The 22,384-nt window shown below is 40.8% G+C and carries 15 protein-coding genes and 4 pseudogenes; 2 read left to right on the top strand and 17 right to left on the bottom strand.

Features of this window, described 5'->3' with window-relative positions; translation table 11 throughout:
• Positions 1 to 43: 43 nt before the first annotated feature.
• From gatB to RGF10_RS22885, 13 genes and pseudogenes are all read right to left on the bottom strand, one after another.
• Positions 44 to 1,471: an Asp-tRNA(Asn)/Glu-tRNA(Gln) amidotransferase subunit GatB gene (gene gatB / locus RGF10_RS22825; protein ID WP_318506015.1), complete on the bottom strand. Its 1,428-nt coding sequence runs from the start codon at positions 1,469 to 1,471 to the stop codon at positions 44 to 46.
• 13 nt (positions 1,472 to 1,484) lie between these two features.
• Positions 1,485 to 2,942 (bottom strand): Asp-tRNA(Asn)/Glu-tRNA(Gln) amidotransferase subunit GatA, encoded by a 1,458-nt coding sequence (gene gatA / locus RGF10_RS22830; RefSeq protein ID WP_318506017.1) that lies wholly within the window; start codon positions 2,940 to 2,942, stop codon positions 1,485 to 1,487.
• 14 nt (positions 2,943 to 2,956) lie between these two features.
• Entirely contained in the window at positions 2,957 to 3,247 is a 291-nt protein-coding gene (gatC, locus tag RGF10_RS22835; protein WP_318506019.1) for an Asp-tRNA(Asn)/Glu-tRNA(Gln) amidotransferase subunit GatC, read from the bottom strand.
• Positions 3,248 to 3,460: 213 nt separating this feature from the next.
• Positions 3,461 to 3,904 carry a YueI family protein gene (locus RGF10_RS22840; RefSeq protein ID WP_318506021.1) on the bottom strand — a complete coding sequence of 148 codons (444 nt, stop codon included), beginning with the start codon at positions 3,902 to 3,904 and terminating at the stop codon, positions 3,461 to 3,463.
• A 230-nt stretch (positions 3,905 to 4,134) separates the two neighbouring features.
• The gene (gene aceA / locus RGF10_RS22845; RefSeq protein WP_318506023.1) at positions 4,135 to 5,418 is read right to left on the bottom strand and encodes an isocitrate lyase; all 1,284 of its coding nucleotides are present in this window, start codon (positions 5,416 to 5,418) and stop codon (positions 4,135 to 4,137) included.
• Between the two features lie 486 nt (positions 5,419 to 5,904).
• Positions 5,905 to 7,453 (bottom strand): annotated as a pseudogene (gene pruA, locus RGF10_RS22850) (L-glutamate gamma-semialdehyde dehydrogenase).
• Positions 7,454 to 7,766: 313 nt separating this feature from the next.
• On the bottom strand, positions 7,767 to 8,939 hold the full coding sequence (locus RGF10_RS22855; RefSeq protein ID WP_318506026.1) for a CamS family sex pheromone protein: 1,173 nt from the start codon (positions 8,937 to 8,939) through the stop codon (positions 7,767 to 7,769).
• A gap of 13 nt (positions 8,940 to 8,952) precedes the next feature.
• Positions 8,953 to 10,960 (bottom strand): annotated as a pseudogene (gene ligA, locus RGF10_RS22860) (NAD-dependent DNA ligase LigA).
• 16 nt (positions 10,961 to 10,976) lie between these two features.
• Complete coding sequence (pcrA, locus tag RGF10_RS22865; RefSeq protein WP_318506028.1) at positions 10,977 to 13,193, bottom strand: DNA helicase PcrA; 2,217 nt, start codon at positions 13,191 to 13,193, stop codon at positions 10,977 to 10,979.
• A gap of 94 nt (positions 13,194 to 13,287) precedes the next feature.
• Positions 13,288 to 13,974, bottom strand: a complete 687-nt coding sequence (locus tag RGF10_RS22870) for a heptaprenylglyceryl phosphate synthase (protein ID WP_318506030.1) — start codon at positions 13,972 to 13,974, stop codon at positions 13,288 to 13,290.
• A gap of 151 nt (positions 13,975 to 14,125) precedes the next feature.
• Entirely contained in the window at positions 14,126 to 14,440 is a 315-nt protein-coding gene (locus RGF10_RS22875; RefSeq protein ID WP_318509670.1) for a YerC/YecD family TrpR-related protein, read from the bottom strand.
• 24 nt (positions 14,441 to 14,464) lie between these two features.
• Positions 14,465 to 15,490, bottom strand: coding sequence for a DUF3048 domain-containing protein (locus tag RGF10_RS22880; RefSeq protein ID WP_318506033.1), 1,026 nt, complete (start codon positions 15,488 to 15,490; stop codon positions 14,465 to 14,467).
• A gap of 93 nt (positions 15,491 to 15,583) precedes the next feature.
• Positions 15,584 to 17,322, bottom strand: a pseudogene (locus RGF10_RS22885) (adenine deaminase C-terminal domain-containing protein).
• Positions 17,323 to 17,465: 143 nt separating this feature from the next.
• Here RGF10_RS22885 and RGF10_RS22890 point away from each other — a divergent pair.
• Both RGF10_RS22890 and RGF10_RS24000 read left to right on the top strand, forming a co-directional pair.
• The gene (locus RGF10_RS22890; RefSeq protein ID WP_318506036.1) at positions 17,466 to 17,747 is read left to right on the top strand and encodes a YgaP family membrane protein; all 282 of its coding nucleotides are present in this window, start codon (positions 17,466 to 17,468) and stop codon (positions 17,745 to 17,747) included.
• 78 nt (positions 17,748 to 17,825) lie between these two features.
• Positions 17,826 to 17,936 (top strand): EYxxD motif small membrane protein, encoded by a 111-nt coding sequence (locus tag RGF10_RS24000; RefSeq protein WP_412176761.1) that lies wholly within the window; start codon positions 17,826 to 17,828, stop codon positions 17,934 to 17,936.
• Here the strand turns inward: RGF10_RS24000 and purD are convergent.
• From purD to purM, 4 genes and pseudogenes are all read right to left on the bottom strand, one after another.
• Positions 17,914 to 19,185 carry a phosphoribosylamine--glycine ligase gene (purD, locus tag RGF10_RS22895; RefSeq protein ID WP_318506038.1) on the bottom strand — a complete coding sequence of 424 codons (1,272 nt, stop codon included), beginning with the start codon at positions 19,183 to 19,185 and terminating at the stop codon, positions 17,914 to 17,916. The genes RGF10_RS24000 and purD overlap by 23 nt on opposite strands.
• A 15-nt stretch (positions 19,186 to 19,200) precedes the next feature.
• Positions 19,201 to 20,739 (bottom strand): bifunctional phosphoribosylaminoimidazolecarboxamide formyltransferase/IMP cyclohydrolase, encoded by a 1,539-nt coding sequence (gene purH / locus RGF10_RS22900; protein WP_318506040.1) that lies wholly within the window; start codon positions 20,737 to 20,739, stop codon positions 19,201 to 19,203.
• Positions 20,732 to 21,322: a phosphoribosylglycinamide formyltransferase gene (purN, locus tag RGF10_RS22905; RefSeq protein WP_318506042.1), complete on the bottom strand. Its 591-nt coding sequence runs from the start codon at positions 21,320 to 21,322 to the stop codon at positions 20,732 to 20,734. The genes purH and purN overlap by 8 nt, the downstream gene beginning before the upstream one ends.
• Positions 21,323 to 21,332: 10 nt before the next feature.
• Positions 21,333 to 22,359, bottom strand: a pseudogene (purM, locus tag RGF10_RS22910) (phosphoribosylformylglycinamidine cyclo-ligase).
• Positions 22,360 to 22,384: the final 25 nt, after the last annotated feature.

A 22,384-nucleotide genomic window follows, 5' to 3' on the forward strand; every position in this document is an offset into this window, starting at 1 on the left:
TAAAAAAGAAAGCTGGTTGATCATCTCAACCAGCTTTTTCTATTTATCTTTTATTGATTTCTTCCACTAATAGCTTGTTTACCATTTGTGGATTGGCTTGTCCTTTTGTTGCTTTCATGATTTGCCCAACTAAAAAGCCCACTGCCTTTTGCTTACCATTTTTGAAATCATCAATCGATTGTGGATTAGCATCCAACACTTCGCCAATTACCTTCAAAAGCGCACCCTCATCAGAAATTTGAACAAGGCCTTTTGCTTTGACGATTTCCTCAGCATTGCCGCCGTTTTCAATTAACTCTTTAAAGACGGTCTTTGCGATTTTAGACGAAATGGTTCCATCGACAATCAGTTTGATTAACCCAGCAAGTCCAACTGGTGTTAAGGCTATTTCGTGAAGCTCCTTGCCTTCCGCTTTCAAATAGGCTGAAACCTCGCCCATAATCCAGTTTGATGCTTGCTTCGCATCCGCTCCAGCATGAACAGTTGCATCAAAGAAATCAGACATCTCTTTCGTAACCGTTAATACTGCCGCATCATACTCTGGTAACCCTAATTCTTCCGTATAACGCTTGATTCTCGCATCTGGAAGCTCAGGGATTTCAGCACGAATCCGTGCCTTCCATTCTTCATCAATATAAATATCCGGAAGATCCGGTTCAGGGAAATAGCGATAATCATCTGAACCTTCTTTCACACGCATTAGCAAGGTTGCACCTGTTGCTTCATCAAAACGTCGCGTTTCCTGATCAATCACTCCACCGGCAGACACGACTTCGCGCTGACGAACTTCTTCGTACTCTAAGCCTTTACGGACAAAGTTAAAGGAATTAAGGTTTTTTAGCTCCGTTTTCGTACCGAATTCCTCTTGTCCAACAGGGCGAATCGAAATGTTGGCATCACAACGTAAAGAGCCTTCCTCCATCTTACAATCAGACACGCCAGTGTATTGGATAATCGACTTTAATTTTTCAAGATAAGCATATGCCTCATTAGGTGTACGAATATCCGGCTCAGAAACGATTTCAATTAATGGCGTTCCTTGGCGATTGTAATCACATAATGAGTACCCGTTGCCGTGGTTAAGCTTGCCCGCATCCTCTTCTAAATGGATCCGCGTAATGCCGATTCTTTTTTTGTAGCCATCCACTTCAATGTCAATCCAGCCATGCTCACCAATAGGCTTATCAAATTGTGAGATTTGATAGGCCTTTGGATTATCTGGGTAAAAATAGTTTTTGCGGTCAAATTTCGTTTCAGTTGCGACTTGGCAATTTAGGGCCATACAAGCCTTCATCCCGAAATCTACAACTTTGCGGTTTAATACCGGCAAAACACCTGGATATCCTAGGTCAATGACACTTGTATTCATATTTGGCTCTGCGCCAAAATGGTTTGGGCTGGCTGAAAATATTTTTGAATCTGTTTTTAATTCTACGTGAACCTCTAATCCGATCACTGTTTCAAATTCCATTGTTTCTCACCCCTTACAGTTCAGGTTTTTGTTTATGAAAATCAGTTGCTTGTTCAAAAGCATGGGCAACACGATAGACCGTTGCTTCATCATAATGTTTACCGATAATTTGTAAGCCTAATGGCAGACCATTCGAGAATCCGCATGGGACCGAAATTCCCGGAACACCTGCTAAGTTTACAGGAATCGTTAAAATATCATTCGCATACATCGTTAATGGATCAGCTGTCTTTTCACCAAGCTTGAACGCAGGTGTTGGTGTTGTTGGACCAACAATTACATCATATTTTTCAAATACCTTTTCAAAATCCTGTTTAATTAATGTTCGTACCTTTTGTGCTTTTTTATAATAAGCATCATAATAACCTGAGCTTAACGCAAATGTTCCAAGCATAATTCGACGCTTCACTTCATCACCAAAGCCTTCAGCACGAGTATTCTTGTACATATCAATTAAATTCTCTGCGTTTGGTGTACGATAACCATAACGAACCCCATCAAAACGAGATAGGTTGGCTGATGCTTCAGAAGAAGACAATAAATAATAAGTTGCTAACGCATATTTTGAGTGTGGTAGAGATACTTCTTCCCAAGTTGCGCCTAGCTTTTCTAGTACTTTTAACGAAGCTAAAACAGACTCACGCACATCCTGTTGAACACCTTCTCCAAGGTATTCCTTTGGAACTGCTATTTTAAGCCCCTTCACATCACCCGTTAAGGCTCCTACGAAACTAGGAACAGCAAGGTTGGCTGATGTAGAATCCATTTGGTCATGTCCAGAAATCGCTTGTAATAAATATGCATTATCCTCAACGGTTCTAGTCACTGGACCAATTTGATCAAGCGAAGAAGCGAATGCTACAAGACCAAAGCGTGAAACTCGTCCATAGGTTGGCTTTAAGCCTACAACACCACAATAGGCAGCTGGCTGACGAATCGAGCCACCGGTATCAGATCCTAGTGAAAATAGGACTTCTCCTGCGGCAACGGCAGCTGCAGAACCACCTGAAGACCCACCTGGTACCGTTTCAAGATTCCATGGATTTTTTGTTTGCTGAAAACCTGAGTTTTCCGTTGATGAACCCATTGCAAATTCATCCATGTTTAATTTTCCGATTGTTACGGTTTCTGCTTGATGAAGCTTTTGCATAACCGTTGCATCATAAATCGGATCGAAGTTTTCAAGAATTTTACTCGCACAAGTCGTACGAAGGTTTTTTGTGACAATATTATCCTTTATTCCAATCGGCATTCCGAATAATAACCCCTTCGCGTCATCTGTACCAAGCTTCTCGTCTAATTGTTTAGCAATCTGACGAGCGTTTTCTTCATTTAATGTTAAAAATGCTTGTACTTGACCCTCCACTTTCGCAATCCGTTGATACGATTCTTCAACTAGATCTGAAACAGTCAATTCTTTTTTATGTAATAACTCATGAAGGTCAGCGATACTTTTATCAAATAAACTCATTGGTTTTCCCCTCCTTACTCAATAATGGCCGGTACCTTAATTTGTCCATCCTGATGTTTTGGTGCATTTTTCAATACTTCTTCTCGTGCTAGGCCTGGTTGCGGAACATCTTCACGTAAGACATTCTTTAATTCTAAAACGTGAGAGGTTGGTTCCACGTTTTCCGTATCTAGTTCGTTTAATTGTTCAGCGAAAGTAATAATAGCATCTAATTGCTTCGTGAATTTTTCAGCCTCTTCCTCTGTAATGGCAAGTCTCGCCAAATGGGCGACATGCTTTACTTGTTCCTCAGATATTCTTGACATATTCGTCACCTCCAAATAAGTTCGAGCAGTTACACAATACTAAGATGATAACAAACTTTTCCGCACTAAAGCAATATAGTTTGCCCATCTTTCCAGCTTTACCCTTTGCCTATTTTACCATGAAAAAAGCAAATATACTTTCCTTAATCAAACGTTTGATTACACACTAAAAAACAGACCTGCATTATTGTAGATCTGCTTTTTGTTGAGCTCCTATTTAAAAATATTTTTGATTGTAGATAAAAGCCCTTTTTCCTCTTGCTGTTGGACTGGTTTCGATATTTCCTTTTTCTGTCCAATGAAGATCTCTTCCTTATCAATCGCCGTTTCAGCAGCCAATACGAGTCCCAATTCCGATTGATAGTCTTTATTTGTCACAATCGTGTATTCCAGCTTAACATTTCTGGCAATTGTCATATACTTACTAAGATATGAATAATCCAAATGTCCATTTAAAAATAAATGGGCAGAGGTGTGTTCCTTCATTAATAACTCTACCTGCGGAAATACCTCTTTCTCCATCACCTGCTCCGTCGTTAAGGCGATAATTACCCGCTCTCTTAACGCAGTTAAAAATTTTCGTCGTTCATCAGGCTTTATCTCCTTTACTCCATGAATCCCCTGCAGCAGATAATCATCCATCTTTGAATTCGACACCCAAAACCCTCCCCTCATCCAATTACTACTATGTATGTAGCATTCCATAAAAAAGTGCAATTAACACTTTAAAGCGATGGGGGACTGTCCCCCATCGCTTTAAAAATTTTATGCTTTCAAAAAAAAATCCTTCTCCCCATTAACGGAGAGAAGGAACATATAGGAGAAATAGGAGTAAAAATCACAAGGTAAAAATCACAAGGCAAAGAATAAACTAAACGATTTAAGTATTACTTCGTTGCTTGGAATTGTTCTTCTTCAGTTGAGCCTTTAAGAGCTGTAGTAGAAGAAGTACCACCAGAAACGATCATAGAAACTTGGTCGAAGTAACCAGTTCCAACTTCGCGTTGGTGACGAGTAGCTGTGTAGCCATCTTTCTCGCTTGCAAACTCAGCTTGTTGAAGCTCAGAGTATGCAGCCATACCGCGATCTTTGTAACCTAACGCAAGGTTGAACATGCTGTGGTTTAATGCATGGAAACCTGCAAGTGTAACGAATTGGAATTTGTAACCCATTTTTCCAAGTTCGATTTGGAATTTAGCAATTGTTTCATCATCAAGCTTAGCTTTCCAGTTAAATGATGGTGAGCAGTTGTAAGCAAGTAATTTGCCAGGGAATTGCGCATGGATTGCATCAGCAAATTGCTTTGCTTCCTCAAGATTTGGCTCAGAAGTTTCACACCAGATCATATCAGCGTATGGAGCATAAGCAAGACCACGTGCGATTGCTTGGTCAATACCAGCTTTAGTGCGGAAGAAACCTTCTGGAGTCCGTTCGCCAGTGATGAAAGCTCCATCGTATTGGTCAACATCGCTAGTGATAAGGTCAGCTGCATTAGCATCTGTACGAGCGATTAATACAGTTGGAACACCCATTACGTCAGCTGCAAGACGAGCAGCAATTAAGTTTTTAACAGCCGTTTGAGTTGGAAGTAATACTTTTCCGCCTAAGTGACCGCATTTTTTCTCAGAAGAAAGTTGATCTTCAAAGTGAACGCCTGAAGCACCCGCTTCGATCATACCTTTCATTAATTCAAATACGTTTAATTGTCCGCCGAAACCAGCTTCAGCATCCGCAACGATTGGAGCGAACCAGTCAATTGAGTTGTCGCCTTCGCCGTGTGTGATTTGGTCTGCACGTTGTAATGCTTGGTTGATGCGTTTAACAACAGCTGGAACGCTGTTTGCTGGGTATAAGCTTTGGTCAGGATACATGTTACCAGAAAGGTTAGCATCCGCTGCTACTTGCCATCCGCTCAAGTAGATTGCTTTAAGACCAGCTTTAACTTGTTGAACAGCTTGGTTACCAGTTAATGCTCCAAGTGCATTAACGAAGTCCTCTTCGTTCACAAGCTTCCAAAGTTTTTCAGATCCACGACGAGCTAAAGTGTACTCGATATCGATTGAACCACGTAGTTTTAGAACTTCCTCAGCAGTATAAGGTCTAGTAACACCTTTCCAGCGTGCATCTAGTTCCCAGCTTTCTTGTAATTGTTTTGCTCTTTCGTTTGTCATGATTAAATCCTCCTTTGTTTTAAATACCCCTTTGTTTGTAAAACCTAGTAAACTATTAATCTTAAGATTTCACATATGAAAAATGAGAAATCTAACAAGACTTATTAAGAGTGTGATGGTCGAAAGCAAAGCCCTCCCAAATGGTCATCTGAACATCCGCTCAATCCACACTCAAAAATACTGTTCGATCATCCTTCAATGCTTGAAGCCTTGATTTCTCAATACTTCTATTCATAACTTTTCAAATGTTATAACACAGTGAATTCTTGATCTGTTTGTATTATATAACAGGATTTTTAGAAATGGAACCTCTTTTATTAGATTTTTCTGAATTTGTTTTCGACAAAATATTCTAAAGATTCGACACATTAACCAAGGCAGTTTTATTCATACATAAAGCAGTTTTTCTTTGATTAAAATAAAAAAGATCCTATCCCTTAATGAGATAAGATCTAATCTAAAAAATAAAACTCTACTAATTTATCCTTAAAAAAGTTCTGAGGTTGTCTTTGCTTGCATGTGGAGCAACAAGTAATCTGGACCGCCTGCCTTTGAATCCGTTCCAGACATATTAAAACCACCAAACGGCTGATACCCCACAATCGCACCGGTACAACCGCGATTAAAATAGAGATTGCCAACATGGAAATCTTCTCGTGCTTGTTCAATATGTTTCCGATTTTTAGTAATGACCGCACCTGGTTAACCCATATTCCGTATTATTGGCCAGTTCAATCGCATGGTCGAAATCCTTTGCTTTTGAAAAACCAACGACAGGTCCAAAAATCTCTTCCTGCATTAACCGAGCTTTTGGATCTAAGTCTGCAAAAACAGTAGGCTTTATGAAGAAGCCCTTTGAGCTGTCTCCAATTCCCCCTGCCACGAGTCTTCCTTCCTTCTTCCCAATTTCAATATATTCTATGATTTTATTAAATGCATTCTCATCGATAACTGGCCCCATAAAAGTATGAAAATCTTCAGGATTACCGACCGATAATTGATTGGTCAGCTCCACAACTCGGTTAAGGACAGTATCATAGATGTCCTCAACAACAATCGCTCGTGAGCATGCAGAGCATTTTTGGCCAGCAAAACCGAACGATGAAGCTACAATCGATTGTGCTGCTAATTCTATATCTGCCTCACTGTCGACCACTATCGTATCTTTACCGCCCATTTCCGCAATGACCCGTTTTAACCAAATTTGCCCATCATTTAAGACAGATGCTCTTTGATTTATCCGTAGCCCAACATCTCTTGAGCCAGTAAAACTAATAAATCGGGTATCTTTATGGTCAACCAAATAGTCACCCACCTCAGCACCACTTCCAGGGACAAAATTAAGAACGCCCTTTGGAAGTCCTGCAAGCTCCATTACCTCCACGAATTTAGCAGCCACAACAGGTGTCGTCGATGCAGGCTTCAACAAGACAGTATTTCCTGCAACAATAGCTGCGACAGTTGTACCAGCCATAATCGCCAATGGGAAATTCCATGGAGAAATAATAATTCCAACACCCAATGGGATGTAGTCATATCGATTATATTCGTTCGGACGGCTAGCTACCGGTACTCCATCTTTGATTCGGATCATTTGTCGTCCGTAAAATTCAAGAAAATCAATTGCTTCTGCTGTATCTGCATCCGCTTCTCGCCAGGGCTTGCCTGCCTCCTTGGTCAGTAGTGCAGAGAATTCATGCTTTCGGCGCCGTAAAATGGCTGCAGCTTTAAATAGGACATCCGCTCTCATTTCAGGCTTTGACTTGCGCCACGATTTAAATGTATCAACTGCTACTTTCATCGCTTTTTCCGCAAGCTCACGGTTTGTTTTGGAAACTCGTCCGATAACCTCTTGTTTGTTCGCTGGATTATAGGATACAATTTTCTCTTCCGTTGAAATGTATTCGCCCCCAATAATTAATGGATAATCCTGCCCTAAATAGCTGCCGACTGTCTGTAAACCTTGAAAATATGCCTCTTGATTTTCCTTATTCGTAAAATCTGTAAAAGGCTCATGTTTGTAAGGTTGTACCATTTTACCGCCTCCTATTTTAGCTGAATTCTCTCTTATTCTATCATTACTCTTACAAACCGCTCAAATATGGCCATAATTTATTTATAATGACTGGCTTAGATTTTGATTTCCGCTCCAGGCACTCAGCGCCGCGCGGGGCGGTCCGGGAGCCTCCTCCCATGCGGCAGCATTTTCGAGGAGTCTCGCGCCTTCCGCTCCAATCAACAGTATATTTACAATCAACAACAATCTTTAACACGCACACAAAAAGAAGGCAAACCCAACTCGGTCTGCCTTCCATTTTTATGCTAAGAGTATCATTTTTATGCACTATTTACTGATAAATATGGACAATTGGTTCGTTTTGATCCGCCTTGCGGATGATCAGCGCCTCAGGACCATTTACAGATGTAATCGAAACCTGCACCGTTACATAATTTGGAAAATGATCCATTACAAGTCCCGTTACATATTGCGTAAAACCAACGCCTTCTGCTTTTCCGTAAAATTGAATCGGAATGCTAATTGATAATTCATTCAGCTGGTTTCCAACATAAAATGCTTTGCCGATTACCCCATTAAAGTTAGGAAAATACGCTTCTACATCCTGCTTAAAGTTTTGGAAGAACGTCACATCATCTCGATGATCCTTCGTCGCTTCCTCTGAAGGGAACAAGTAATAATTTTCATCGATTGATTGCCAGCTACCTAGAGAGTTACTTCCCTTTGAGACATTTGCATAAGCGAAGAAATTCCCAGGTACAACAGAGGAAATGGCTTCTTGCTCAAATAGCGCAATGGTAACAGGTACTTCCTCAAGACCCTCAACACCGCGGATTCTCTTTGCCACCTCAGCAGCAATTTCTTTTCCCTTTCGCTCTAACTCTTCATGGGGGATTTTTCGTTCATAAGTCGCCCCATATTGAACCGTTTGGTAATAGTAAACTGAATTCAATGCAAGACCAAGTACGACCCCACCAAGTCGAACCTTGCCATCGTCATCCTTAATTAAATAATTATGCTCTAAAATATGAGCTAAATAAATCGGATTTTTTTCGTTTCGCTCTTTAATATCACCGACTCCATCATCTAGTGGATTTAACCCGATATTTTCTGTTTCCTTTAGTCCTTCAGCTGCTAGCTGTTCCGGAGTAAATTGTCGATTTAACCATAGACCAACCGTCTTTTTCTTTAAATATTGGCCTTCCTGGAACAAATACTTATCAGGGTCAAAATCCTTCAATGCGACCCGCATTAATCCAGTCTCAAACTCATTAATATCATATCGTGTATTAAGATTATTCACCACTAGCCCACGTGCTTCCCCGGGTTTGAACGGCAAGATCGTTCGATAATATTGATCAGAGATTTGATATTTTGGAATAATTGCTTCTTCTTTTGAGTCATCCTTGCTATTTTGAACTACTTCTTCTTGTTTTTTAAAATTAGGAGCACAAGCAGTCAGCAATAGAATGAGAGATAAAGCAACCATTGCTAGTTTTTTCATGGGTTTCCCTCTCTTACTTATTTAATTCTTCCAACATTCTCGCTTCATCCCAAATCTCGATGCCCAATTCCTCAGCCTTTGATAATTTTGAGCCAGCATCCTCACCTGCAATGACAAGATCAGTTTTTTTGCTTACACTGCCGGCTACATTTCCACCAAGAGATTCAATTTTTTCCTTTGCTTCATTTCGATTTAACCTTTCAAGCTTTCCTGTTAAAACGATTGTCTTTCCTGCAAATATGGAGGAAGAAGCTTCAGCCGCAACACGTTTAGGTCCCTTGTAGGTCATGTTCACAGAAGCAGCTGCTAATTCTTGTAACAGTTCCTTTACTTCATCCTGATTAAAATACGTGACAACAGAATCAGCCATTTTATCGCCAATTTCATTTATTGCCTTTAGTTCCTCATTGGATGCTAAAGCAAGATTGCCCATTGTTTCGAATTCTTGAGCAAGTGTTTTTGCTGCTTTTGCTCCAACATGGCGAATTCCTAGGCCAAACAACAGCTTTTCAAGTGAATTATCCTTCGACGACTCAATTGCTGCTAACATTTTTTGAATTGATTTTTCACCCATGCGTTCTAAACCAATAAGCTGATCACGTGAGAGCTTATAAATATCCGCAACATCATGAATGAGGTTTTCTGCAAATAATTGACTGATAACCTTTTCACCTAAACCCTCGATATTCATTGCGTTTCGAGATACAAAATGGATAAGACCCTCTCTTATTTGTGCAGGGCATTTCGGATTAATACAACGAAGTGCTACTTCATCCTCAAACCGTACCAAATCACTTTCACATTCTGGACAGTGTGTCGGCATGACAAACACCTGCTCCAAACCGGTACGGCGTTCTACTAACACATTCACAACCTCAGGAATAATGTCACCTGCTTTTTTAACAACCACCTGGTCACCAAGGCGGATATCCTTCTCCCGAATTAAATCCTCGTTATGCAAGGAGGCACGCTGCACCGTCGTCCCAGCGACACGCACCGGCTCTCAGAATCGCCGTTGGTGTAATCACGCCAGTTCGCCCAACATTCAGCTCAATATCCTTTAACGTTGTGACAACTTCTTCTGCCGGAAATTTGTAAGCAATGGCCCAGCGTGGACTTTTGGCCGTCGTTCCTAATACTTCTTGCTGCTCAAGCGAATCCACCTTTATCACGATACCGTCGATTTCATACGGTAGGTTCGGTCTTTTTTCAACCCATCCTTCAACAAAATCAATAACCGCTTCAATATCGCCGCATTTTTTCCGCTCCTGATTAGTCTTAAACCCAAGTGAATCAAGCTGGTCTAGTCCTTCACTATGCGAGGCAACCCCTAATTGCTCGGCTCCAGCTATTCCATATAAAAAGACATCTAAATTTCGCGATGCTGCGATTTTTGGATCTAACTGGCGTAATGAACCAGCAGCCGCATTCCGTGGATTGGCAAACGGCTCTTCTTCTCGTTCTGCTCGAATTTTGTTTAATGCTTCAAAGGAGCGCTTTGGCATATACGCCTCACCACGCACTTCAAGGGTAACAGCCTCCTTTAATCGAAGTGGAATGGAGCCAATGGTTTTAAGGTTGGCCGTAATATCTTCACCAATAGAACCATCGCCCCTCGTTGCCCCTTGAACAAAGATTCCATCTTGATAATAAAGCGATACAGCCAAGCCGTCGATTTTCAACTCACATACATAGGAAAAATCATCGCCAACAATTTGACGGATTCTCCGATCAAAATCACGTAAATCCTGGGCACCAAAAGCATTTCCTAAGCTTAGCATCGGTACACGATGGACTACCTTTGAAAACATTTCTAGTACTTCTCCACCCACTCTTTGCGACGGGGAGTCTGCACTCTTCAGCTCAGGATAGTGTGTCTCAAGCTCAATTAATTCCTGCATGAGCCTATCATATTCAGCATCTGGAACGGTAGGACGATCCAACACATAATACTCGTAATTGTATTCGTTTAATAATGTATGCAGCTCGTTAACACGTTTTTTTTCGTTTTGAAGGTCCATAAACGCAGCCCTTTCTCTATGCTTTTTTGATCGGTGCAAATTTAGCTAACAAACGTTTAATTCCTACTGGGCTTGGAAAGGCGATATCTAATTCCATTCCTTCTCCTTCACCCTTCACACTTACTACTGTGCCAATTCCCCATTTACCGTGCGAAGCTTTATCACCAACACGCCAGGAAACACTATCTCCACCAGATGCCGTCGGTGCCACATTCGGGCGCATAACAATTTTTCGCTGTGGTTGCTTCGCAAAAGATTGAAATGAAGAAATAGATTTACGTTCTGGTTCGATGCCTTCAATTAAATCCTCTGGGATTTCCTTTATAAATCTAGAAGGAGCATTCGAATTGGTGCGACCAAATAATGTTCGCATTTGCGCATTCGTAATAAACAATTGCTCCTCGGCACGGGTGATCCCAACATAGGCAAGACGGCGCTCCTCCTCCATTTCCGCTTCCTCTTGAAGCGAACGGCTATGCGGAAACACACCTTCCTCTAAGCCCATTAGGAAGACAACTGGATATTCTAAACCCTTGGCTGAATGAAGGGTCATTAATGTGACGGTATCCACTTTCTTTTGTCCCTCATCATCCAGACTATCAATATCCGCCACTAAAGCAAGGTCTGTTAAAAAGGCAATCAAACTCTTGTCATCATTTGAGTCTTCAAAATTCTTTGTAACGGACAATAGCTCGTCTAAGTTCTCTAGTCGGCTTTGCGACTCGAGCGATTTTTCTGCCTTCAACATCTCGCGATAGCCTGACTTATCTAATAGTTCCTCCACTAGCTCCGTCACCGATAAAAACTCCTGCATTCTCGTATAGCCACTAACTAAATCACGGAATTCTGCTGCAGCCTTAGTCACTTTTGGACTTAATCCAATCAATTCAACCGATTCTAACGCTTGAAATAGAGAAAGGTCATGAGTTTGTGCAAACTCTGCAATTTTATCAAATGAGCTTGAGCCAATTCCCCGCTTCGGAACATTGATCACACGTGTAAAAGCAATCTCATCATCCGGATTGGCAACAAGTTTTAAATAAGAAATGATATCCTTAATTTCTTTACGTTCATAGAACTTAATTCCGCCTACAATCGAGTAATCTATATTTGATTTTAGTAATACTTCCTCGATGACACGGGACTGAGCATTGGTTCGATATAAAATCGCAATATCTGAACGTTTATATTTGCTACTATCCACCAGCTCTTTGATCTTCCCAGCAACAAATTGCCCTTCACCCTTCTCGCTATCCGCACGGAAATAAGAAATTTTATTTCCATCTGGATTTTGTGTCCACAAGTTCTTAGGCTTTCGATTTAAGTTGTTCTTAATAACCTCATTTGCCGCCAACAGAATTTTCTTAGTTGAACGATAGTTCTGTTCAAGTAAAATGACCTTTGCGTTCGGATAGTCTTTTTCAAACGATAAAATGTTAGCGATATCCGCACCACGCCAACGATAAATCGATTGGTCAGAATCTCCGACCACACAGAGATTTTTAAACCGTGAGGCAAGCTGTTTAACCAGCATATACTGAGCTCTGTTTGTATCCTGATACTCATCTACATGAATATATTGAAACTTGCGCTGATAGTATTCAAGCACTTCAGGCACACGCTGAAATAATTGAATGGTCATCATAATCAAATCATCAAAATCTAACGCGCTATTTTTTCGCAGGCGTTTTTGATATTCTGTATAAACCTCAGCGACCTTTTGATCGAAATAACCCCCGGCATTTTTCGCGTAGCTTTCAGGGTCGATCAGTTCGTTTTTCGCAGAACTAATGGCTCCGAGCATGGCACGTGGGTCAAATTGCTTTGGATCAATATTTTTATCCTTTAAAATCGACTTCAGCACTGATAGCTGATCCGTTGTATCTAGAATCGTAAAGTTTCGATTAAAACCGATTCGGTCAATATCACGGCGCAAAATCCTTACACACATCGAGTGAAAGGTTGAAATCCAAACTTCATCTGCTGCACCACCCATCAAGCTTGAAATACGCTCTCTCATTTCCTTTGCAGCTTTATTGGTAAACGTAATCGCCAAGATATTATAGGGATTTACCCTTTTTTCCACAATTAAATAAGCAATTCGGTGCGTAAGCACTCTCGTTTTTCCACTTCCAGCGCCGGCCATAATCAGAAGGGGGCCATCTGTAGCTTTTACTGCATTTTTCTGTTCTGGGTTCATCCCATTTAACAATTTATCTGTTAAAAATTGCATCTACTATCTCACCACTCATCAATTGTTTTATTATCAGGCACTAGTAAAATTGCCTCTTATATAGTATTTCGCTCTATTTTAATCAAACGTTTGATTAACGCTTAATTACTTGTACTGTCGCCAAGGCTTCGTTCAAATCATCATATACGACATTTCCAACAACAATAACATCGGCATGTTCGGCCATTACCTTTGCCTGTTCGACGGATTTGATACCCCCACCATAAAAAAAGGTTGCCTTCTCTAAATGGCGTTTCACTTCCTTCACCCAATCAGGATTGCCATAAGTACCACTGTATTCTAAATAAAAAATTGGCATACTAAACATTTTGTCCGCCATCATTGCATATGCAACAACATCATCTAATTCTAGTGCCGTATTCGCATCTGTAACCTGAGCTGCTTTACAAGCTCCATTTAAAATACAATACCCTTCAACGAGAATTTCATCCCAATTCATTAGTTCGCCAAATTCCTTCAATGCCTGATGATGAAGTCCTGTAATCCATTTAGTATCCTTGCTATTTAAAACCGAAGGAATGAAATACAAATCGAACCCTGGCGTTACCGTTTCTATATCCGAGACCTCTAAACAACATGGTACATTATATCGACGAATGCGCACCATTAAATCCAGCACCTTATCAAGCGTAACCCCATCAGTGCCCCCCACTATAATTGCATCTGTTCCGGATTCACAAACTCTCTCTAGCGCTTCGTCGGTCATTTCTTTATCCGGATCAAGTTTAAATACATGGCGCCACTCGCGTACATCGTACATCCTTTAAAGCCCCCATTCTAATTTCCATTTCACCATTATATCATTTGTTCATATGTTTTAAAAAACAAAACTGGGAGCAAGTTAAACCGTATACCTTAACCCATAAAAAAACACCAAAGGGACTCCCCTTTGGTATTCTTTCATGTCTAATCTACTCTTCACTTGTTTCTGTTTCTGGCTCATTCACCCGGTCTAAAGCCATTTCATACGCGTCATTTCCATAGTTCAAGCATCGCTTTACACGAGAAATGGTCGCTGTACTTGCGCCTGTCTCCGTTTCAATCTTATGATAGGTTTTTCCTTCACGGAGCATACGTGCAACCTCTAGTCGTTGCGCTAATGATTGGATTTCATTAACTGTACACAAATCATCAAAGAAACGATAGCATTCTTCCACATCTTCTAGAGCAAGAATTGCCTTAAACAACTGATCAAGCTCTCTACCACGTAATTTATCAATTTGCATCATTGAGTACTCCTTTAATCATTCTCATTCATTTACTTCCATTTGGACTGAACCTGCTAGTCCAGGGCTTGAAGGAACAACATTAATCCAAGTTTTACCTGGGACAAAGCCAATCACCGTTCCATTTAGTGCAGGAACAATCCTGCCATTCTCACTTTTCCACTCAACTTCCCTTAATAAGCCCTTTTGTAGCAAATAGGCTCTCCCGCCAGATGTCAAATCGATTTTGCGTCTACCCGCATCATCAATCGTTTGATGGTCAGTCTCGACAATGAAAATATTGTCCAAAAGGACAGGTTCACCTGAGTCATTATTAACGGTTTGTTCACCAGCTGAAAAACGTTTATATTTACCAGTTGCATCATCATATTCGTAGGTTGCTGAAAAGGTTGGATTATTATAATAGGACACAGTAACCTTTTTTACCGCTTGGCCTTCTATACTTTTTTGCTCGTCTTTTGTTAGAAACTTCATTGGTTCTGGTGGGTTTTCCATTGAAAAATTATTCTTTTTTGCACCTTCAAGAATTTTCTCATATGTGATATACGAATTATGTGGCGCCACTCGATCCGATGACCGTTTAAATAGCGTACCATCATATTGCATCCCATTTAAGTTATCAATGAAGCCAGCATCAAGCATTTCCTTTGCATCAAAGCTATACCCGTGAGCGATAAAAAGACTATCATAAGCCTTCGCAAGCCTTATATAATATTCTCTAGCACTGCGAACAGGTCCGATTTTTTCAGGCATCTCACTTTGAAAGATAGCCAGAAACCTCGTTACATTGCCTTCAGCCAGGATTTCATAAACAATATCTGCCTGATTTAAACCAGTTTGCGGCCTTGCTTCAGAATGATTATTAACCATTACCGCAATAGACCTGCCTCCAATATCCTCATTCGTTGCCATACCGGTTAATGGAAAGTGGTTTGAAATTTCAACATTTTCCTTTTGTGCATTTTCAATGTCATTTTTTTTATGCTCTGTTACAGTTTTCACATTGGTTTGATTACATCCTGTAAGAAGAAGGAAAAGAGCTGCTATCACAGCAAAATATCTCCTTAGCATCCATTACACCTCAATCCACAAAAATGATGCGCACCTTTTATTGGTATTTCTTTGCTTTGCCACTTTTATATTTTAACGCATTATCGTTGGAAAGAGTATCATTTTATTCATGACATCGTACATTCCTTGCTGAGTCACTCTAATGTACGGCAAATGAGTGGCAGATAAAAACAACATTGAGTAGATTGGATCCGCAAATGTATAGCCACATTTCTGTAAATAGGCAAACAGCTTATTCTCCTCAAGAATCAACTCTTCAACATTTTTATCAGACATGATTCCCATTAGGTGCAGCGGTATTTCTTGAGTGATCTCACCATTTTCACAGCACACGATTCCTCCACCTAATTCTTTCATTCGTTTAAAGGCTGTAAACATATCTTGTTTGCTTTTCCCAATTAAGATAATATCACCTGTATTAGAAAAGGAACTTACTAAACCAGATAAATGGCTTGCAAATCCTTTTAATAATGTATTAATTCGCCATTTCCCATTCCGATCCACAAGCATAAAGAAGCACTCATCATGGTCCTTCGATAATTGATCTGGTGAACAATCAATACTAATGGAATACGGCTTCGTAATGACGGAATTCTCCATTTTAATTCCAAACGGCATCGAGAATTGCATATCATCCCATGTTAAATCCCAGTCAATGGTTAACGCCTTCATTCCAACCTGATTCCAATCAAAATGCTGAGGGATGACCACTTCTTCACCATTCCTCTTTACCCACTTCCCTTTAGCTAAAACGGATACAGGAGTTGGATTTTTTTCATCCTGAAGGAAGTTAATATTGGCAAGCCTTCCAGTCGCAATACTTCCATGCACATGGTCGATATTATAGTATCGAGCAACATTAATCGTAGCCATATTATATGCTTCGATAACCGGAACCCCGTGTTCAATCGCGATTGAAATCATTTGATCAATCATGCCGGTCTCATAAAAGCTTGCTGATGCTCCATCTGTTGTAAAAATAAAGCGGTCATAAAAATCTATTCCCAACTCATGAATCTCCGTCAACAGCTTTGGTAAATCCGGACGAATTGAGGAATGCCTCAATGACACCATATAACCTTGCATCAGACGATTATATACATCTTCTCCAGTCATCGCTTCATGGTCACAGTCTGTTCCCAATAGCATCATCTTTGCCAAAGTCTTTTCAGAAGCACCTGGAAAATGACCTTCAATTTTCTTCCGCATTCTTTTCGTTTCTTGAATCCAATGCAAGAGTAAGTCATCACCATCAAGCAACTTTGGCCATCCGGTCAGTTCTCCCCCTGTAATACGCAATCCTGTTCTAGCCACCACTTAATATTGGCTTGTGAGAATACATGATTTTCATTTAGGATTTCTGTCTGGGCATCAAACCGACACCACCAATACATGGAGGCTGGAAGCTGTTTCATTTCTTTTAAAAAGGCACATGCGTCCTTCATACTCAAATTAACAGACAGCATTAAATTATCATTGATCAAAGTCGTTGTACCAAATTGGCAAGCATACTGTGCTAACGAGTGGGGATTATATAATAAGAAAGGATGTGAATGAGGTTCAATGTATCCTGGAACAAGCAATTGGCCTGTGCAATCAATGACCTCGCACTGCCTCAAGTTTTCAGGTAAATTGGTACCTACATACACAATCCGATCCTTATAGATCCAAATATTTGCTGTAACCCATTTGCGAAATACTTGATTCAAATAGGTTGCATTTTTCAATAATATAGTCGGTGCGCATTTTCCATCAATAACAGAAACATGCTCACGTAAATGTTTATTTTTCCAACGATACCGCTGTTCCATCCCGTTTCCCTCCCTAAATCATGGGACAATCAATTAACAATGAAAACCCTTTCATTGTTATTATACTAACATATTTCGCAATTCACCGCATTAAAGAATGTGGTAATTATTTGTTAAATTTAAACAAAGGATGTGAACATTAAATGAAGGTGACACCGAATATCGGGATTGTCAATGCGCTAATCCGTATGACAATTGGCTTTACCTTGCTAGCATGGACAACAGCGAAAATGGTCAAACGACCATGGCGAGATTCCTACCTTTTCGTTACCATCCTTTCGGCGATGAAAATTGCGGAAGGAATGGTTCGTTATTGTCCGATGACTGCCCTTTTTGAAAAGCTTGGAGAAATGGAAGAAAATCATCGCGGCACCCAAGATTTAGCTCAAGAAGATGAGACCTTGTTCCCTTACAATCCGACCTGATTTTTGCAAAATAAAAAAGGGCTGTCTAACCCAGTATCTAGGTTAGACAGCCCTAAGAGATGGAGCGAAAGCAACATGATGTATGAATATATCTCACACATGTCATTTGTCATCGCCACATTAATTGGTAGTATCGTTGCTTTGTTTTATGTTTTCGGAAAAAAACCTAACAAAGAGAACTTGCGATAGCTCTTGCTCCGATATCGTTTCGATAAAAAACACCAACACGTGTTAACTTCTCTAATTCTTTATAAACGTTTTGTTGGGCGAGTTTTAAATCTTTTCCTTTTGCACCTGCAAGGAGGACTCGCCCTCCATTTGTTACAAATCGTCCCTGTTCATCTAATTTCGTTCCTGCATGGAATATATAGACTTCATCACTCATGTTATTCAACCCGTCAAGGACAGCTCCCTTTTGATACTCACCAGGATAACCCTCTGCTGCCACAACAACACCAATGACAAAATTGTCATCCCACTCGAGCTCAGGAGTTTGGCCGTCAAGAAGTGCTAGCAGAACTTCTACTAAATCTGATTTTAGTCTTGGCAGAATAACTTGTGTTTCTGGATCGCCAAAGCGTGCATTAAATTCAATCACCTTTGGTCCTTTTTCCGTTAAAATCAAGCCGGCATATAGAATTCCGCAAAAGCTTCTTCCTTCTTCAATCATGGCTTGTGCAGTAGGATGCAAAATCGTTTCAATCGCTATTTGCACTGCATCTTGTCCAATTTGTGGTACAGGAGAATACGCACCCATTCCACCGGTGTTTGGTCCTTGATCGCCATCGTATGCACGCTTATGATCCTGCGCAATTTCAAGCGGCACAACAATATCGCCATTAACAAAAGCCATTAGTGAAAACTCTTCACCTGCTAAAAATTCCTCAACCACAACAGTTGCCGATGCATCTCCAAATTTCTCATCCAATAGCATATCCTTTAAAGCAGCAAGGGCTTCTTCCATTGTCATAGCGACAACAACGCCTTTACCGGCTGCTAATCCATCTGCTTTAATGACAATTGGTGCTCCTAGCTTTTCAACATAATTTTTTGCTTCTTCATAATCGCTGAACACCGCGTATTCTGCAGTAGGAATGCTATATTTATGCATTAAATCCTTCGCAAACGATTTACTTCCTTCAATCAATGCTGCAACTTGTCTAGGTCCAAAAACCTTTAGACCTGCCTCTTGAAATTTATCAACGATCCCCTCAAGTAGCGGAATTTCAGGTCCAACAAAGGTTAAACCTACTTCATTCTCCTGCGCAAATTTCACAAGGGCATCTTGATTGCTCTCATCAATTGCCACAAGCTCTGCTACGTCCGTCATCCCATCATTACCTGGAGCGACAAACACCTTTTCCACCTTAGAGCTTTCTTTCATTTTTCGACAAATTGCATGCTCTCTGCCACCACGGCCGATGACTAAAACGTTCATTCGTTCTGCCCCCTCTTAATGTTTAAAATGACGGACGCCAGTAAATACCATGGCAATTCCATATTCGTCTGCCTTTTTAATCGAATCCTGATCACGAATCGAACCACCCGTTTGAATGATCGCTGTAATACCTGCTTGTGCAGCCGCTTCGACGGTATCGTCCATTGGGAAGAAAGCATCGGAAGCAAGACCTGCTCCTTTTGCAGCTTCTCCTGCTTGCTCAAGTGCAATTTTTGCAGAACCGACACGATTCATTTGTCCGGCACCAATTCCAAGAGTTTGTTCTTTATTTGCCACCACAATCGCATTGGACTTCACATGCTTGACAACCTTCCAGCCAAGCTTTAATGCTTCCCACTCTTCTTCAGTAGGCTGTCTTTTTGTTGGAACCGTGATATTGGCATCATCAAGCGAGTAGCGGTCTTGATCTTGAACAAGCAATCCGCCCTCAACTGAAGTCAACACGCGCTCAGGCTTTTGTTTTTCCCCAAACGGAATCGTTAACAAACGAAGATTTTTCTTTCCTGTTAACACTTCAATTGCTTCAGCAGAGAATGATGGAGCAATAATAATTTCTAAGAAGATTTCATAAAGCTTTTCTGCGGTTGCACGGTCTACTTCTCGATTTAATGCAACAATACCGCCAAAAATCGAAACAGGATCTGCTTCATAGGCTTTGGAATACGCATCAAAAACGTTTTCGCCAGTACCGACACCACAAGGGTTCATATGCTTCACAGCTACTGCAGCAGGCTCTGTAAATTCCTTAACAATTTGAAGTGCGGCATTCGCATCGTTAATGTTGTTATAGGATAATTCTTTACCGTGTACTTGTTCTGCATTTGCAATCGAAAATTTCGAACCAAGTGGCTTACGATAGAAAGCTGCCTCCTGATGCGGATTTTCACCGTAGCGAAGTGATTGCTTTAATTCAAATGTGACCGTTAAGTTCTCAGGATTTTCTTCACCGGATAATTCCGTCATATATTCTGCAATCATTGCATCATATGCTGCAGTATGACGGAATACCTTTGCCGCAAGTTTACGGCGTGTAGCTTGTTGAACCTGACCAGATAAATTAAGCTCCGTCAATACTCGAGGATAATCCTCAGGATCGACGACAACTGTTACATACTGATGGTTTTTCGCAGATGCGCGAAGCATCGTCGGACCACCGATATCAATATTTTCGATTGCATCATCCACTGTTACATCTGGTTTTGCAATCGTTTGTTGGAATGGATAAAGATTAACAATTACTAGTTCAATTGGATTGATTCCATGCTCTTCTAATTGTTGCTGATGCTCAGCAGAATCAAATTTTGCTAATAAACCACCATGAATGAGTGGGTTTAATGTTTTGACACGTCCTTCTAAAATCTCTGGAAAGCCAGTTACATCGCTAACTCCAATTACAGGTATACCTGCTTCCTGAAGTGCCTTTTTCGTACCGCCAGTAGAAATAAGCTCATAGCCTAATTCGCTTAACCCTTTAGCAAATTCAGCAATTCCTTGTTTATCAGAAACGCTAATAAGCGCTCGTTTTTTAGACATTTTCAACTTCCTCCTTAAACTTCGATACTAGCATTTGTAAAACCGCTGGATAAAGTTGATGTTCAACTTTATGTATTTTTTCCTGTAATGTTTCAATCGTTTCGTTTGCTGCAATTTCAACTGTTTCTTGCGCAATAATTGGACCTGAATCCATACCCGCATCAACATAATGCACCGTTACTCCACTGACCTCAACCTTCGCAGCTAACGCCTGACCCATCGCATCCTTGCCTGGAAAAGCAGGCAACAACGATGGGTGAATATTGACAATTCGGCCCTCATAGTCAGTTAATAAGTTTGGTCCTATTAACCTCATATACCCCGCTAAAACGACCAAATCAATGTTATACTCATGTAATTTTGCTAATATTTCCAATTCATATGCCTGTTTATCCGCATAATCCTTTGCCCGAAACTCAAAAAAGTCAATTCCTGCCGCTTTGGCCCGTTCAACAGCATAGGCACCCGGTTTATCGCAAACGAGAAGCTTGATTGTTGCATCCAGCTTCTGTTCAGAAACTGCATCAATAATCGCTTGAAAATTGCTCCCGTTTCCGGATGCAAAGACGGCGATGTTCTTCATCCATATCCCCCTAAACAATCGTAATTCCTTCGTTTTCCGTTACAACACCAATGATTGAGGCTGTTTCGCCAAGCTCATTAAAATGGCTTACAAGCTCACTAGCCTGGTCTTTTTCGACAATGACAACCATTCCAATTCCCATATTAAAAATATTAAACATTTCCTCATGCTTTACTTCTCCAAGCTTTTCAAGCAATGAGAACACAGCAGGAATATTCCAGCTGCCCGCTTTAACCTCTGCTCCTAGGCCAGTTGGGAAAATTCTCGGAATGTTTTCATGGAATCCGCCACCAGGTAATGTGCGCCATTCCTTTAATCGGGAACTTCTTCAACGCGGATAGAATGGATTTTACATAGATTCTGGTTGGCTTTAATAGTTCTTCACCCAATGTGCAGCCAAGCTCTTCAATATACTCATCCAATCCTAGCTTTGCTTTTTCAAAAAATACTTTTCTGACGAGCGAGAAACCATTGCTATGAACACCACTTGACGCTAATCCTACTAGCACATCGCCCGCCTTAATTGATTGACCGGTGATCAAGCTTGACTTCTCACATGCCCCAACCGCAAAGCCTGCAATATCATATTCCTCTTCATCATACATCCCTGGCATTTCTGCTGTTTCCCCGCCAATAAGCGCACATCCGGCCTGCTCACAGCCGTCTGCTACACCCTTTACAATCATTTCAATTTTGGCTGGGTCTGCTTGACCACAGCCGATGTAATCAAGAAAATAAAGTGGCTCTGCACCTTGAACAACGATATCATTGACGCACATCGCAACTGCATCAATTCCAATTGTATCGTGGCGGTCTGCCATAAAGGCCAGCATAAGCTTTGTTCCGACTCCATCCGTCCCTGAAACCAACACTGGCTCCTTAAGGTTTAATGCTGACAAATCAAACATCGCTCCAAAGCCGCCAAGACCGCCCATTACCCCTAATCTTGCAGTCTTTGCAACGTGACGCTTCATTCTTTCAACCGCTTGATATCCCGCTTCGATATTGACACCGGCTTCTTTATAAGCATTCGCCATTTCTAAATCTCCTTTAATCGCTTTT

This window comes from Bacillus sp. T3 (genome assembly GCF_033449965.1).
Taxonomy (GTDB): Bacteria; Bacillota; Bacilli; order Bacillales; family Cytobacillaceae; genus Bacillus_BU.

Bases quoted from the DNA above. Each gene is read 5' to 3' on its own strand.
- gatB (WP_318506015.1), bottom strand. From the start codon at position 1,471: ATGGAATTTGAAACAGTGATCGGATTAGAGGTTCACGTAGAATTAAAA.
- gatA (WP_318506017.1), bottom strand. From the start codon at position 2,942: ATGAGTTTATTTGATAAAAGTATCGCTGACCTTCATGAGTTATTACAT.
- gatC (WP_318506019.1), bottom strand. From the start codon at position 3,247: ATGTCAAGAATATCTGAGGAACAAGTAAAGCATGTCGCCCATTTGGCG.
- aceA (WP_318506023.1), bottom strand. From the start codon at position 5,418: ATGACAAACGAAAGAGCAAAACAATTACAAGAAAGCTGGGAACTAGAT.
- RGF10_RS22855 (WP_318506026.1), bottom strand. From the start codon at position 8,939: ATGAAAAAACTAGCAATGGTTGCTTTATCTCTCATTCTATTGCTGACT.
- pcrA (WP_318506028.1), bottom strand. From the start codon at position 13,193: ATGCAATTTTTAACAGATAAATTGTTAAATGGGATGAACCCAGAACAG.
- RGF10_RS22870 (WP_318506030.1), bottom strand. From the start codon at position 13,974: ATGTACGATGTACGCGAGTGGCGCCATGTATTTAAACTTGATCCGGAT.
- RGF10_RS22875 (WP_318509670.1), bottom strand. From the start codon at position 14,440: ATGCAAATTGATAAATTACGTGGTAGAGAGCTTGATCAGTTGTTTAAG.
- RGF10_RS22890 (WP_318506036.1), top strand. From the start codon at position 17,466: ATGAAGGTGACACCGAATATCGGGATTGTCAATGCGCTAATCCGTATG.
- RGF10_RS24000 (WP_412176761.1), top strand. From the start codon at position 17,826: ATGTATGAATATATCTCACACATGTCATTTGTCATCGCCACATTAATT.
- purD (WP_318506038.1), bottom strand. From the start codon at position 19,185: ATGAACGTTTTAGTCATCGGCCGTGGTGGCAGAGAGCATGCAATTTGT.
- purH (WP_318506040.1), bottom strand. From the start codon at position 20,739: ATGTCTAAAAAACGAGCGCTTATTAGCGTTTCTGATAAACAAGGAATT.
- purN (WP_318506042.1), bottom strand. From the start codon at position 21,322: ATGAAGAACATCGCCGTCTTTGCATCCGGAAACGGGAGCAATTTTCAA.